The sequence below is a fragment of the Streptomyces sp. NBC_00986 genome, assembly GCF_045162565.1.
Lineage (GTDB): Bacteria > Actinomycetota > Actinomycetes > Streptomycetales > Streptomycetaceae > Streptomyces.
This window is the reverse complement of sequence record NZ_CP108733.1, coordinates 9,651,806-9,665,697: the sequence shown is the minus strand read 5'-3', so window position 1 is coordinate 9,665,697 and position 13,892 is coordinate 9,651,806. Positions and strand designations below refer to the sequence as shown.

Annotated in this window: 10 protein-coding genes; 2 read left to right on the top strand and 8 right to left on the bottom strand. The window is 70.2% G+C overall.

The window, feature by feature from the left end:
- The 6 genes from OG504_RS43415 to OG504_RS43390 all read right to left on the bottom strand — a co-directional run bounded on the left by OG504_RS43415 (window position 1) and on the right by OG504_RS43390 (window position 7,444).
- Window positions 1-684 (bottom strand): response regulator, encoded by a 684-nt coding sequence (locus OG504_RS43415; RefSeq protein WP_033283378.1) that lies wholly within the window; start codon window positions 682-684, stop codon window positions 1-3.
- A 100-nt stretch (window positions 685-784) separates the two neighbouring features.
- Window positions 785-1,453, bottom strand: coding sequence for a potassium-transporting ATPase subunit C (locus OG504_RS43410; RefSeq protein WP_405837920.1), 669 nt, complete (start codon window positions 1,451-1,453; stop codon window positions 785-787).
- Between the two features lie 6 nt (window positions 1,454-1,459).
- Window positions 1,460-3,556 (bottom strand): potassium-transporting ATPase subunit KdpB, encoded by a 2,097-nt coding sequence (gene kdpB / locus OG504_RS43405; RefSeq protein ID WP_405994673.1) that lies wholly within the window; start codon window positions 3,554-3,556, stop codon window positions 1,460-1,462.
- Between the two features lie 29 nt (window positions 3,557-3,585).
- Window positions 3,586-5,250 carry a potassium-transporting ATPase subunit KdpA gene (kdpA, locus tag OG504_RS43400; protein ID WP_405994672.1) on the bottom strand — a complete coding sequence of 555 codons (1,665 nt, stop codon included), beginning with the start codon at window positions 5,248-5,250 and terminating at the stop codon, window positions 3,586-3,588.
- A gap of 7 nt (window positions 5,251-5,257) precedes the next feature.
- Window positions 5,258-5,347, bottom strand: a complete 90-nt coding sequence (gene kdpF, locus OG504_RS43395) for a K(+)-transporting ATPase subunit F (protein ID WP_016434100.1) — start codon at window positions 5,345-5,347, stop codon at window positions 5,258-5,260.
- A gap of 255 nt (window positions 5,348-5,602) precedes the next feature.
- The gene (locus tag OG504_RS43390) at window positions 5,603-7,444 is read right to left on the bottom strand and encodes an APC family permease (protein ID WP_405994671.1); all 1,842 of its coding nucleotides are present in this window, start codon (window positions 7,442-7,444) and stop codon (window positions 5,603-5,605) included.
- A gap of 259 nt (window positions 7,445-7,703) precedes the next feature.
- On the opposite strand from OG504_RS43390, the gene OG504_RS43385 reads away from it, so the two are divergent.
- Window positions 7,704-8,225, top strand: coding sequence for a hypothetical protein (locus OG504_RS43385; RefSeq protein WP_405994670.1), 522 nt, complete (start codon window positions 7,704-7,706; stop codon window positions 8,223-8,225).
- Here OG504_RS43385 and OG504_RS43380 read toward each other — a convergent pair.
- Window positions 8,203-10,713, bottom strand: coding sequence for an ATP-binding protein (locus OG504_RS43380; protein WP_405994669.1), 2,511 nt, complete (start codon window positions 10,711-10,713; stop codon window positions 8,203-8,205). The two genes, OG504_RS43385 and OG504_RS43380, sit on opposite strands and share 23 nt — an antisense overlap.
- 183 nt (window positions 10,714-10,896) lie before the next feature.
- Here OG504_RS43380 and OG504_RS43375 point away from each other — a divergent pair, with 183 nt between their 5' ends.
- A complete protein-coding gene (locus tag OG504_RS43375; RefSeq protein ID WP_405994668.1) occupies window positions 10,897-12,471 on the top strand; it encodes a Na+/H+ antiporter in 1,575 nt (524 codons plus the stop codon).
- A gap of 4 nt (window positions 12,472-12,475) precedes the next feature.
- Here OG504_RS43375 and OG504_RS43370 read toward each other — a convergent pair whose 3' ends face one another.
- Complete coding sequence (locus OG504_RS43370) at window positions 12,476-13,888, bottom strand: hypothetical protein (RefSeq protein WP_405994667.1); 1,413 nt, start codon at window positions 13,886-13,888, stop codon at window positions 12,476-12,478.
- Between the last annotated feature and the right edge of the window lie 4 nt (window positions 13,889-13,892).

Sequence of the window (13,892 nt, the reverse complement as noted above, 5' to 3'; positions counted from 1 at the left end):
TCATCCTTCGAAGCGGTAGCCCATGCCGGGCTCGGTGATCAGATAGCGGGGGCTCGACGGGTCCCCCTCCAGCTTGCGGCGCAACTGGGCCATGTAGACCCGGAGATAGTTGGTCTTGTTGCTCTGGGTCACCCCCCACACCTCCTGCAGCAGGTACTTCTGCGTGATCAGGCGGCCGGGGTTGGTGACCAGGATCTCCAGCAGATGCCACTCGGTGGGGGTGAGCCGGATGTCGTGTCCGTCGCGGGTGGCCTTCTTGGCGAGCAGGTCGATGGTGAAGTCGTCGGTGGTGACGAGGGTGGTCGCCGGGGCGAGCGGCACGTCCTCGACGCGGCGGACCGCCGCCCGTAGCCGGGCCAGGAGTTCGTCCATGCTGAACGGCTTGGTGATGTAGTCGTCGGCGCCCGCGTCGAGGGCGGCGACCTTCTCGTCGGAGGCCTGCCGGGCCGACAGCACCAGGATCGGGACCCGGGTCCAGCCGCGCAGCGCCTTGATGACGTCGACGCCGTCCATGTCGGGCAGTCCGAGGTCGAGCATCACGACGTCCGGCTGTCGCGCGGCCGCGAGCCGGAGCGCGGTGGCTCCGTCGGGGGCGGCGTCGACGCCGTACTGCCGGGCCTGCATGTTGATCACGAGGGCCCGTACGAGTTGCGGGTCGTCCTCCACCACCAGCACCCGTGTCATGGGGGTGTGCCTTTCGTGTGGTCCCTGGCATGGCGGCGGGAGTCGGCGGCACCGGGGTCTCCCCCGGGCCGCCGACTCCCCTGCCGGTCGTGTAACGCCATCAGCTCTTCGTCACAAGGGACTTGAGCGCGATGTTGAGCTCCAGCACGTTCACCGTCGGCTCACCGATGAAGCCGAGGGTGCGGCCGTCGGTGTGCTCGTCGACCAGCTTCTGCACCTGGGTGACGGACAGGCCGTTCTTCTCGGCGATGCGGTGGACCTGGAGGTCCGCGTACGCCGGGGAGATGTCCGGGTCGAGGCCGGAGCCGGAGGACGTGACCGCGTCGGCGGGCACCTGGGACGCCTTGACCGTGTAGCCGGGCACCGAGTTGTCCTTGATGACCGCGGCCTTGGCGTCCTTCACCTGCTGGACGAGGACCTTGCTGTCGGCGGAGAGGTTGGTGGCGCCGGACAGGATCAACGAGTACTGCGTGTTGATGCTGTTGGTGCCGAGCCCGTTCTGCGGCCGGCCCTGGAACCATTTCAGATCCGGGTCCGGGGTCTCCTGCCCCTTCTTCAACGGCAGGTTGTACGACTGCCCGATGAGGGACGAGCCAACGACCTTGCCCTCCGACTTGATCTCCGAGCCGTTCGCCTTGCCGGGGAAGATCCCCTGGGCGATCCCGGTGACGACCAGCGGGTAGATGACGCCCGTCACCAGGGTCAGCACGAGCAGGGCACGCAGGCCCGCCCAGAGCAACCGGGCTGTGTTGGATACCGAGTTGTTCATAGCCGATCAGCCGATTCCGGGGATGAGGGAGATGAGGAGGTCGATGATCTTGATGCCGATGAAGGGCGCGATCAGCCCGCCGATGCCGTAGATCCCCAGGTTGCGGCGGAGCATCTTGTCGGCGCTGACCGGCCGGTACTGCACGCCCCGCAGGGAGAGCGGGACCAGCGCGATGATGACCAGCGCGTTGAAGATGACCGCGGAGAGGATCGCGGAGTCGGGCGAGGCCAGGTGCATGATGTTGAGCTTGTCCAGGCCCGGGTAGACCGCCGCGAACAGCGCCGGGATGATCGCGAAGTACTTCGCGACGTCGTTGGCGATCGAGAACGTCGTCAACGCGCCCCGGGTGATGAGGAGTTGCTTGCCGATCTCGACGATCTCGATGAGCTTGGTCGGGTTCGAGTCGAGGTCGACCATGTTGCCGGCCTCCTTCGCGGCCGACGTGCCGGTGTTCATCGCGACGCCGACGTCCGCCTGGGCCAGCGCGGGCGCGTCGTTCGTGCCGTCACCGGTCATCGCGACCAGCTTGCCGCCGGCCTGCTCCCGCTTGATGAGCGCCATCTTGTCCTCGGGAGTGGCCTCCGCGAGGAAGTCGTCGACGCCCGCCTCCTCGGCGATCGCCTTGGCGGTCAGCGGGTTGTCACCCGTGATCATGACGGTCTTGATGCCCATGCGGCGCAGCTCGTCGAACCGCTCCCGCATGCCCGCCTTGACGACGTCCTTGAGGTGGATGACACCCAACACCCGTGCGCCTTCGGTGTCTTCGACCGCCACGAGCAGCGGGGTGCCGCCGGCCGCGGAGATCCGGTCGGTGAGCGCGCCGGCGTCCTCGGACACCTCGCCGCCCCGCTCCCGGACCCAGGTGACGACCGAACCGGCCGCACCCTTGCGGATCTTGCGCCCGTCCACGTCGACGCCGGACATCCGGGTCTGCGCGGTGAACGCGATCCACTCGGCGTGGGCCAACTCGCCCTGGTGGCGCTCCCGCAGACCGTACTTCTCCTTCGCCAGGACGACGATGGAACGGCCCTCGGGCGTCTCGTCGGCCAGCGAGGAGAGCTGGGCGGCGTCGGCGACCTCGGCCTCGGTGGTGCCGGTCACCGGCACGAACTCGGAGGCCTGACGGTTGCCGAGGGTGATGGTGCCGGTCTTGTCGAGCAGCAGCGTGGAGACGTCACCGGCGGCCTCAACTGCCCTGCCGGACATGGCCAGTACGTTCCGCTGGACGAGGCGGTCCATGCCCGCGATGCCGATCGCGGAGAGCAGCGCGCCGATCGTGGTCGGGATCAGACAGACCAGGAGGGCCACCAGCACGATCATCGTGAGGTGGGTGCCCGCGTAGTCCGCGAACGGCGGCAGCGTGGCACAGGCCAGCAGGAAGACGATGGTGAGGGACGCCAACAGGATGTTCAGCGCGATCTCGTTGGGCGTCTTCTGCCGGGCGGCGCCCTCGACGAGGGCGATCATCCGGTCGATGAAGGTCTCGCCGGGCTTCGTCGTGATCTTGATGACGATGCGGTCGGAGAGGACCTTCGTCCCGCCGGTGACGGCCGAGCGGTCGCCGCCGGACTCACGGATGACGGGCGCGGACTCGCCGGTGATGGCCGACTCGTCGACACTCGCCACTCCCTCTACGACGTCACCGTCGCCGGGGATGATGTCGCCGGCCTCGCACACGACCAGGTCACCGATGCGGAGTTCGGTGCCGGGCACCTGCTCCTCGACGGTGCCGTTGAGCCGCCGGGCCACCGTGTCGGTCTTGGCCTTGCGCAGGGTGTCTGCCTGCGCCTTGCCGCGGCCCTCGGCGACGGCCTCCGCCAGGTTGGCGAAGATGACGGTCAGCCACAGCCAGGCGCTGATCGCCCAGCCGAACCAGTCGCCCGGGTCCTTGAAGGAGAAGATCGTGGTCAGCACGGACCCGATCCACACCACGAACATCACGGGCGACTTGACCATCACCCGCGGGTCGAGCTTGCGGCAGGCGTCGGGCAGGGACTTGATCAGTTGCTTCGGGTCGAACAGGCCCGCGCCGACACGTCCCTCGTCCTTGTGACCGGTCGGCACATCGCTGTGCGGCGCCCTGGTCGGAGTGGCTGTGGACATCGAGTCCTCTTGGTTTTCTATACGGGTGCTCATGACGCCAGCCCCTCGGCCAGCGGTCCCAGCGCCAGGGCCGGGAAGTAGGTCAGACCGGTGATGATGAGGATCGCGCCCACCAACAGACCGGTGAACAGCGGCTTCTCGGTGCGCAGGGTTCCTGCCGTGACCGGCACCGGCTTCTGCTCGGCGAGCGAGCCGGCCAGGGCCAGCACGAACACCATCGGCAGGAAGCGGCCGAGCACCATCGCGAGTCCGGTCATGGTGTTGAACCAGTCGGTGTTCGCGTTCAGGCCTGCGAACGCCGATCCGTTGTTGTTCGCGGCGGAGGTGAAGGCGTACAGCACCTCGGAGAACCCGTGCGCGCCGGAGTTCAGCATCGAGTGCGGCGGGGTCGGCAGCGCCATGGAGGCCGCCGCGAAGATCAGCACCAGGGCCGGGGTGATCAGGATGTAGCAGGCCGCGAGCTTCATCTCGCGGGTGCCGATCTTCTTGCCCAGGTACTCGGGCGTACGGCCGACCATCAGTCCGGCGATGAACACCGCGATGACCGCCATGATCAGCATCCCGTAGAGGCCGGAGCCGGTACCACCGGGTGCGATCTCGCCCAGCTGCATGCCCAGGATGGTGATTCCGCCGCCGAGACCGGTGAACGAGGAGTGGAAGGAGTCCACCGCGCCCGTCGAGGTCAGGGTGGTCGACACCGCGAAGATCGAGGAGGCCCCTACGCCGATGCGCTGTTCCTTGCCCTCCATCGCGCCGCCGGCGATCTGGAGCGCCGGGCCGTGGTGGGCGAACTCGGTCCACATCATCAGGGCGACGAAGCCGACCCAGATGGTGGCCATGGTGGCGAGGATCGCGTAGCCCTGCTTGATCGAGCCGACCATCACGCCGAAGGTGCGGGTCAGCGCGAACGGGATCACCAGCAGCAGGAAGATCTCGAACAGGTTCGTGAAGGGCGTCGGGTTCTCGAAGGGGTGGGCACTGTTGGCGTTGAAGTAACCGCCACCGTTGGTGCCGACCTCCTTGATGGCCTCCTGCGAGGCGACCGCGCCGCCGTTCCACTGCTGGTGGCCGCCCATGAACTGGCCGACCTCGTGAATGCCGGAGAAGTTCTGGATGGCACCGCAGGCGACGAGCACGAGCGCGGCGACGACCGAGAGCGGCACCAGGATGCGAATGACGCCGCGCACCAAGTCGGCCCAGAAGTTGCCGAGTTCACCGGTGCGCGAGCGCGCGAAGCCTCGTACGAGAGCCACCGCGACGGCGATACCGACGGCCGCGGAGACGAAGTTCTGCACGGCCAGACCGGCGGTCTGCACGACGTGACCCATGGTCTGCTCGCCGTAGTACGACTGCCAGTTGGTGTTCGTCACGAACGACACGGCCGTGTTGAACGACTGCGCCGGGTTGACCGAGGAGAAGCCCAGCGAGCCGGGCAGGATGCCCTGGAGGCGCTGGAGGAGGTAGAGGAAGAGGACGCCGACCGCCGAGAAGGCGAGCACGCTGCGCAGATACGCGGGCCAGCGCATCTCGGTGTTCGGGTCGGCACCGATGCCCTTGTAGATCCACTTCTCGACGCGCAGGTGCTTGTCGGAGGAGTAGACCCTGGCCATGTAGTTGCCGAGGGGGATGTAGGCGAGCGCCAGCGCCGCTATCAGGGCGATCAGCTGGAGCACACCGGCGAGGACGGGACCCATACGCTACTCAGAACCTCTCCGGGAAGATCAGGGCGAGGACGAGATAGCCCAGCAGGGCGACGGCCACGACGAGGCCGACAATGTTCTCGGCGGTCACAGCTTCGTCACCCCCTTGGCGACGAGGGCCACCAACGCGAAGACCGCGATCGTGGTGACGACGAAGGCCAGATCGGCCATCGTGAGCTCCTGGAATGAGGTTCGAATGGAACGGACGCTTAGAGGTAACCGCGCCCGTGACCGGATTCGGCCGCCGTTGACGGGTCCCTTACGGCGACGCATACGCCTTTGACGCGACTCTTACGGCAAGGGCGCGGGGCCGCTCGGGAAACCCCGCCATTCGGCGTACCGACGGCTAGAACAGCCGGAACCGCAGTCGGCAGATCACCGCGTCCGTGTCCCGTCGTACGGCATGGGCGACGACGGCGCCCCGCTGGTTCTGGAGCAGGCGCTGCCACAGCCGTACCGGCTCCACCTCGGCGATCAGGACGGTGACCCGGGTGTCCGGCTCCGTCGCCGAGACGTCCCGTACGTAGGCGGCGATGGGGCGGCCCAACGTGCGGCGCTCGCAGGAGAGTTGGACCAGGGGGACGCCGGGGTCCCATTGCGCCCAGGCGCGTTCCAGGGCGTGCAGGTTGGCGCGGTCCTCGGGGTCCGGATAGCAGACCGTGACCGCGCGCACCTCGTCGCCGAGGGAAGCCGCGGCCGTCAACGCCTCGGAGGTGAGGCGGGAGAGGGACGAGACCGGCACGATCACGACGGACCGGTCGCGGTGCGGGGGATCCGGGATACGGCCGAGACCGAGCCGTTCGCCGATGTGCGCGTAGGCGCGGTGCACGGTCTCGAAGGCCGCCACGAGCAGCGGCAGGGTGATCACGATCAGCCAGGCGCCCTCCTCGAACTTGGTCGCGGTGACGACGACGGCCGCGATGCCGGTGAGGAGCGCGCCGAACCCGTTCAGCAGGGCTTTGCCGCGCCAGCCGGTGCCGCGTTCGCCGCGCCAGTGCCGGACCATGCCGACCTGCGCGACGGTGAACCCGACGAAGACGCCGATCGCGAAGAGCGGCACGAGGGTGTTGGTGTCGCCGCCGGAGAACACCAGTAGGGCCGCCGAGACCGCGGCCAGCGCGAGCACGCCGTGCCGGTGCACCTGGCGGTCGGCCTTGAGGGCGAAGACGTGCGGGAGGTAGTTGTCGCGGGCCAGCAGCTTCAGCAGCACCGGCAGCCCGCCGAAGGACGTGTTCGCGGACAGGGCGAGCAGGATCATCGTCGCGAACTGGATGACGTAGAAAGCCCAGTTGTGGCCGAGGGAGGCGTCGGCGAGCTGGGCGAGGACGGTGACTCCCTGGACGGGCTGGAGATGGAAGCGGGAGATCAGCACCGACAGGCCGATCAGCATCACGCCGAGCACCGCGCCGAGGGCGACCTCCGCGCGCTGGGCCCGCTTCGCGCGGGGTGCGCGGAAGGAGGGCACGGCGTTGGCGATGGCCTCGACGCCGGTGAGGGCGCTGCAGCCGCTGGCGAAAGCTTTCAGCAACAGCAGGGTGCCGACGCTCGTCGCGTTGTCGGCGAGCGCGGAGGCGTGTCCGTCGGCGGTCGCGGTGCTCACGGGCGCGGATCGGAACAGGCCGACCGCGATGAGCACGAGGATGGAGCCGACGAAGACGACGGTCGGCACGATGAAGGCGCGGGCCGACTCGACGATCCCGCGCAGGTTCACCGCCGTGACCAGCACGAGCACGGCGAGGCAGAGCCACAGCCGGTCGTCGTAGAGCCCCGGGAAGGCCGAGGTCAGAGCGGCGACACCGGCCGTGACGGCCACCGCCACATTCAGGACGTAGTCCAGCACCAGCGAGGCCGCCGCCACCAGGCTCGTCCGCGCGCCCAGGTGGGTCTTCGCCACGGCATAGGAGCCGCCGCCGTCCGGGAAGGCCGCGATGACCTGCCGGTACGAGGCGACGAGCACCGCGAGCAGACCGGCGATGGCGAGCGTGACCGGGAGGGTGAAGCCGAGCCCGTGCGCTCCGGCGGCGGCCAGCACGAGGACGATCGCCTCGGGGCCGTAGGCCACCGACGCCATGGCGTCCAGGGAGAGGGCCGCGAACCCGGCGAGGGCGGTCAGCCGGTGGCGTTCGCCGGTATCCGGGGGCTCCTCGTCGGCGGGCGTCGCGCCCGGCTGGACGGTGAGAACGGTCATGCTGGTGGCTCCTTCACGTACGGACGCGCGGTGACGGGAACGCGCGAGTGCGCTTCAGGTTCTGTCCCGCCGTGGCCGGTTTCCCCTTCTCCTTGCGTCTTCTTCGCGCCGAACACACGTTCTTTGACGCGAACTTGACGACCGTGTGACCAGGGCAACCGCCCGCCACCGCTGCGAGGGCGTCAAGAAGCACCGGCCGCCCGTCAGAGTCGCGTCAAGGCCCGGCCTCCGTACGCCCGGAGTCCCTACCGTCACCACCATGGGACGCCCCGACCACGCACCCGCGTCCGCGCACGACCGCCGATGGAGGCGCGACCTGCGCGACACGTTCCGCTGCGCGGGCGCGCTGCTGGGACTCCTGCTGCTCGTCGACCACTTGAGCGGCCGTCTCACCCTGTGGCGCGGCGCGCTCTGGCTCGCCCTCGCCGTCCTGCTCCTCGTGGTGCTGTACCCGGCCCGGGTCCGGGCGGGCGAGGGCTGGCTGTCCTCACGCGGCCTGCTGCGCGAGCGCCGCGTCCGCACGGACCGGCTGGTGTCGGTGCGGTGCCTGGAGGGAATCTCTCAACGGCTGGTGCTGCGCGACGAGTTGGGCGGCAGGGTCGAGATCGACCCCGACGTCCTCGTCACCAACCCCGACCTGTGGCACCGCGTCTCCGAGGGCTCCCGAAAGTCCGTGGCCTCCGGCTCGCTCACGTGCGGGGCGACCGCGCTGCGCCGGGTCGCGGAACGCGTCGAGCGCGAGACCGCGGAGACCGTGTTCAAGGTGTCCGGCCTGGAGTAGCGGCCGCGGTCGAGGCCGATGGGTCCACGCGTTCGGCCAGCGGAAGTGACACCACCATCGTCAGGCCGCCACCCGGGGTGTCCTCGGGTGTGAGCGTCCCGTTCATCGCCTCGGTGAGGCCACGCGCGAGGGCGAGGCCCAGCCCGAGCCCGGTGGTGTTGTCCGTGTCGCCGAGCCGCTGGAAGGGCTCAAAGAGGCGCTCGCGGCCGGTAGTTGGCAGCCCGGGCCCCCGGTCCACGACCCTCAACTCCACCCGCCCGCCCAGCGCACTGGCGGTGACCATGACTCGCCGCCCGGCCGGGGTGTGCCGGGCCGCGTTGCCGGCCAGGTTGGCGATCACGCGCTCCAGCAGCGGCGGATCGACGAGCACCGGCGGTATCGACTCCACGTCCCGCAGATCCACGTCGGGCACGTCGGCGAGCGCCATCGGCAGCACCTCCTCCAGGCTCGTGGCCCGCAGGCTCAGCGGCAGGACGCCCGCTTCGAGGCGGCTCAGGTCGAGGAGATTCTCGAGCAGTCGGTTGAGCTTGGCCATGGACTCGTCGGCGGTGGCGAGGAGTTCGTCCCGGTCCTCCGCGGAGAACTCGACATCCCGCCCGCGCAACGAAGTGACCGCCGCCCACCCGGCCGCGAGCGGAGTCCGCAAGTCGTGTCCTACGGCCCGCAGCAGCGCGGTACGCAAGCGGTCGGCGGCCTTCACCGGCTCGATCTCGGCGGCGGCCTCGGCGAGTTGGGCGCGTTCGACGGCGGAGCCGACATGCGCGGCGAAGGCGGCCAGCACCCGGCGCTCCGAGGAGGACAGGGTGCGTCCGCGCAGGACCAGGTAGGCGCCGGGGCCCGCGGGGACGGTGGTGACTCCGGAGCCGACCTCGTGGTCCGGTGGTTCGTCGACGAGTTCCGCCGAGTCGGTGCCGAAGGTCTCGCGGGTGCGTTCCAGCAGCGCCGGGATGGTCTGGCCGCCGCGCACGATGCTGCCCGCGAGGGACGACATCGTCTCGGCCTCGGCGGTGGCACGCGCCGAACGCCGGGAGAGTCGTAGCGAACGGTCGACCACGGCGGCGACCGTCGCCGCCACGACCGTGAACACCCCTAGCGCCAGCAGGGCGTTGGGGTCGTCCAGGGTGAACTGGCCGATGGGCGGGATGAACCAGTAGTTGAGCAGCAGCGAGGCCGTGACCGACGCGATGACCGCCGAGGCCACGCCGCCTATGCAGGCGACCCCGACCACGGCGAGGAGGAACAGCAGGGCCTCGCTGGTGAGGTTGACCGTGCCGCGCACCTGGGCGAGGCAGACGGTGAGGAGCACCGGCAGTACAAGTCCCGCCACGGGCCCGGCAATCAGGCGTGCCGTGGACAGCGTGCGGCGGCGGGAGGGCAGCAGGGTGCCGCGTCCGGCCCGCTCGTGCGTGACCCGGTGGACGTCGATGTCGCCGGAGAGTTCGGTGACCGTCTCTCCCGTGCCGGGGCCGGTCAGGAACCGCTCCAGCCGGCCCCGGCGGCTGGTGCCGAGGACGAGTTGGGTGGCGTTCTCGGTGCGGGCGAAGTCGACCAGGGCGGTGGCGACGCCGTCGCCGACCACCGAGTGGTAGCTGCCGCCCAGGTCCTCGACGAGACGCCGCTGCCGGGCGAGCGAGGCATGGGAGACCCCGGCGGCGAGTCCGTCGCTGCGGGCCACGTGCACGGCGAGCAGATCACCGCCGGCGGACCGGTCGGCGATGCGGGCGGCGCGCCGGATGAGCGTGTCGCCCTCCGGGCCGCCGGTGAGGGCGACGACCACCCGTTCCCGGGTCTCCCACACCCCGCCGATCGCGTGCTCGGCACGGTACGTGTGCAGGGCCTCGTCGACCCGGTCGGCGACCCACAGCAGCGCCAACTGCCGTAGCGCGGTGAGGTTTCCGGGCCGGAAGTAGTTGGCCAGGGCCGCGTCGATCTTCTCCGGTGTGTAGATGTTGCCGTGCGCCATGCGCCGCCGCAGTCCCTCGGGCGGCATGTCGATCAGCTCGATCTGCTGGGCCCGCCGTACGACGTCGTCGGGCACCGTCTCGTGCTGCGGGACCCCGGTGATCTTCTCGACGACGTCCTTGAGGGAGGCCAGATGCTGCACGTTGACGGCGGTGACGACGTCGATGCCGGCGGCGAGCAGCACGTCGATGTCCTGCCAGCGCTTGGCGTTGCGTCCGCCGCCGGGGACGTTGCTGTGCGCGAACTCGTCGACGACGGCGACCTCGGGGTTGCGCGCGAGCACCGCGGGGAGGTCCATCTCCTCGAAGTACCCACCCCGGTAGGCGCATTGGGCCCGGGGCACGACCTCCAGGCCGTCGAGCATCGCCTCGGTGTGCGGGCGCCCGTGGCACTCGGCGAACCCCACCACCACATCGGCGCCCCGAGCGGCCCGGCGCCGTGCCTCGTCGAGCATGCGGTACGTCTTGCCGACACCCGGGGCCGCCCCGAGGTAGACCTTCAGTCGCCCGCGTCGTACGTCGTTCATCGCCTCCCAGACAAGCGCCCCGCAGCGCCTCGGGCAGGCTTCTTGACGCGTCTCTGGCGCCGCCCGCGAGGACGTTGACACTGTCTTGACGGCGCCCGGCCGGGTTAGGGTGTGCGCGGTGTGCCGGGAAGTCTGGTCGGCGGGGAGTCCGCATGGGCTCGTCCAAGACCACAAGGGGACGGCATGCGCGGCGTCGGTACGGTTCTGGCACTCGTGGTACTGGCGACGCTGGTCGCGACGTTCGCCCGCCGCTGGCGGATCCCCGCACCTTCCCTCCTCGTGGTCGCCGGTCTCGCCGTGGCCCTGCTGCCGGGCACCCCGGCGATCGAGATCAGCCCCGACGTGATCGGCCTGGTCGTCCTGCCGCCGCTCCTCTACGCCAGCGCCGAGGACATGTCGTGGCGCGAGCTGAAGGCGGTGTGGAAGCCGGTCGGGATCCTCGCGATCGGCCTGGTCCTCGCGTCCGCGGCGGCGGTCGGCTGGGTGGCGTCGATGGTGACCCCGCTGTCCTGGCAGATGGCGTTCGTCCTCGGCGCGGTCCTGGCCAGCACCGACCCGGTCGCCGTCACCGCACTGGGCCGACGCCTCGCCCTGCCGCCCCGGATCCAGGTGCTCGTCCAGGCCGAGTCCCTGTTCAACGACGCGACCTCGCTGGTCCTGTTCCGGGTCGCGGTGACCATCGCCGTGACCTCGGCGGCGGCCAACTGGGGTACGGCGGGCGGGGAGTTCGTCGTCCTCGCCGGCGGCGGCACGGTCATCGGAGCGGCCGTGGCCTACGTCGTCACCCTGATCCGCCGCCGCACCGAGGACCCGGTCCTGGAGACGGTCATCTCCCTCGTCACGCCGTACGCGGCGTACGTCCTGGCGGAGGGCGCCCACACCTCCGGCGTGACGTCGGTCGTGGTGGCAGGCGTCGTCCTGGGCGGCCGCGGCGACCGCCTCACCAACGCCCGCATACGGCTCCAACTCCACGCCGTCTACGGCACGGTGGTGTTCCTCCTGGAGAGCGTGGTGTTCTCGCTCATCGGACTGGCGCTGCCCGCCCAGGTACGGGCACTGTCCGACGGCGACCGCGCGTGGCCGCTGTACGCGCTCGCGGTGGCGGGCACCCTGATCGCCGTACGACTGCTGTGGCTGGCACCGCTGTCGGCACTGGTGCAGCGCAAGGGCGGGGTGCACAGGGTGAATTGGCGGGTACCGATGGTGCTGACCTGGGCGGGCACCCGGGGTGTCCTCCCGCTGGCGGCGGCCCTGTCGATCCCCGAGGTCACCAGGACCGGCGCCACCCTGCCCGACCGCCCCCTCGTCCTGGTCCTCACCACGTCGGTCGTGGTGGTCACCCTCGTGGTCCAGGGCTTCACCCTCGCGCCGGTCGTCCGCCGCTCCGGCATCGCCCTGGAACCCGACCACACGGAACGCGAAGAGGCCTCCGCCCGCTGCCGGTTGGCCGACGCGGGCATCCGCCGTCTGGACGAACTGGCCGAGCTGGAGGCGGTCCCGGACGTGGTCCTCGACCGCCTCCGCCGCGGCCTCAACGCCCGCCTCGACAACGCCCGCGACCGCCTCTCCGACAACAACGGCCAAGCGGCGCACGCCGAATCGGCCGACCTGGTCTACCGGCAGCTCCGCCGCGACCTGATCGCCGTGGAAACGGTCGAACTACAGCGCCTCTACGACGACCACGCCATCAGCGACACGACCCGCAGGCGGCTCCAGCGGTCCCTGGACCTGGAGGAGGCAAGGCTGGCGGACGCCTGACCGCTCACCGGAACTCGGCGAACCGCGCCCGCAGCCCGAGGACGGTGAGCGCGGCCGCCGCGAGGAGGGTTCCGAGCGCGGCGGGCAGCAGCTCGCTGATGTCCGAGTGCCCGGCGGCGGCAAACTGGTCAAAATGCCGCTGATTGATGGCGGTGACGTCGTCCAACGCGCCCATCCAGGCCTCGAAGTGGGCGTTGGACGTACCCGGTTCCCAGCCCATGCAGAACTGCACGGCACCGGCCTCGTCCCCCTCCGCGAGCAGCTTGCGGATCATCCGGTCGTCGCGCTGGTAGACGGCGTACGTCTCGACGGTCTTCTCCGCCGCGCCCCGCTCCCCCGCGAAGGTGATGTTGTCCAGCTCGCGCCGGAACTCACCGGTGAAGTGCAGGACTTGATGATCGGCCTCGTACTCCCGCCAGGTGACGGCGAGTCGAGAGTCGTAGGTGCCGAGGCTCGCACCCTTCAACCCGTACAGCTCCTGGGACTTGGCGAGGAAGGACCACGCGTACTGGTCACGCCGCTGCGGATCCAGGAGATAACGGCTCTCGTCGGCGTTGGCGTCGTAGGCGATCGCACGGGCCCGGGACAGCGCGACGACGGAGTCGAAGGCGTCGCGACGGGCGCCGTGCAGATCCTCCCGGGTGGCGGAGAGCAGTTGAACACCGAGGAGAACGGCGAGGACAGCGCAGACGGTGGCGGCCAACATGCCTGCGTTCAGCGTCCGTTGGAACCGCCGGGACAGATACCACTGAAGCAACCCGAGTACGACGAGCAGCAGCACACCGAGCGCGAAGACGGCGACAATCTGGTCGTGGAGCGCGGAACGGGCCGCCGTGTACTCGGAGTTGAACACGGCGTCATTGGACGACACCAAGTCCCGGGCCTCGGGCAGGAGTTGCCCCTGAACCAGATCGGTAGCCCGGCGATAGTCGCCCAACGCGGCCGCCCTACCCCCCGCGCGACCGTCATTCTCCAGAGCCCGCCCCACGAGTTCCTGATACTCGGCGAAGAAGTCGGTGAGGGACTCCACGGTCTCCTCGTCGCCCCGGTCCCCCTGGGCAGCGACGGCCAGGGTGCGGAGGTCGTGCCCGATCTCGTCCCGGGCATCACCGTAGAACCCGACCGCCTTCTCGTACGGCGTCCGCAGCCGCCCCTTGCCCGCGTCCCCGTTGGCGAGCAGGAGGTTGGCGACCTGGGCGTCCATGTCGTTGAGGGCGAGTTCGAGGTCGGCGGCGCTGGTGGTGCGGGGTGCGTCACGGCCGGCCACGGTGTTCCAGGTACCGGAGGCGGAGAGACCGGCCAGCGCGAGCAGCAGGGCGAGGCCGGTGGCGAGCAGAACCGTGACCGCGCGCAGGAGACGCAGCCGGGCGGGCACGCCGGCCCAGTAACGGCGGCGGAGAGCGGCCCGCGCGGCCACGGTC

Excerpts from the sequence above, each read along its gene's own strand:
- OG504_RS43415 (WP_033283378.1), bottom strand. The coding sequence starts at position 684 with ATGACACGGGTGCTGGTGGTGGAGGACGACCCGCAACTCGTACGGGCC.
- OG504_RS43410 (WP_405837920.1), bottom strand. The coding sequence starts at position 1,453 with ATGAACAACTCGGTATCCAACACAGCCCGGTTGCTCTGGGCGGGCCTG.
- kdpB (WP_405994673.1), bottom strand. The coding sequence starts at position 3,556 with ATGTCCACAGCCACTCCGACCAGGGCGCCGCACAGCGATGTGCCGACC.
- kdpA (WP_405994672.1), bottom strand. The coding sequence starts at position 5,250 with ATGGGTCCCGTCCTCGCCGGTGTGCTCCAGCTGATCGCCCTGATAGCG.
- OG504_RS43390 (WP_405994671.1), bottom strand. The coding sequence starts at position 7,444 with ATGACCGTTCTCACCGTCCAGCCGGGCGCGACGCCCGCCGACGAGGAG.
- OG504_RS43385 (WP_405994670.1), top strand. The coding sequence starts at position 7,704 with ATGGGACGCCCCGACCACGCACCCGCGTCCGCGCACGACCGCCGATGG.
- OG504_RS43380 (WP_405994669.1), bottom strand. The coding sequence starts at position 10,713 with ATGAACGACGTACGACGCGGGCGACTGAAGGTCTACCTCGGGGCGGCC.
- OG504_RS43375 (WP_405994668.1), top strand. The coding sequence starts at position 10,897 with ATGCGCGGCGTCGGTACGGTTCTGGCACTCGTGGTACTGGCGACGCTG.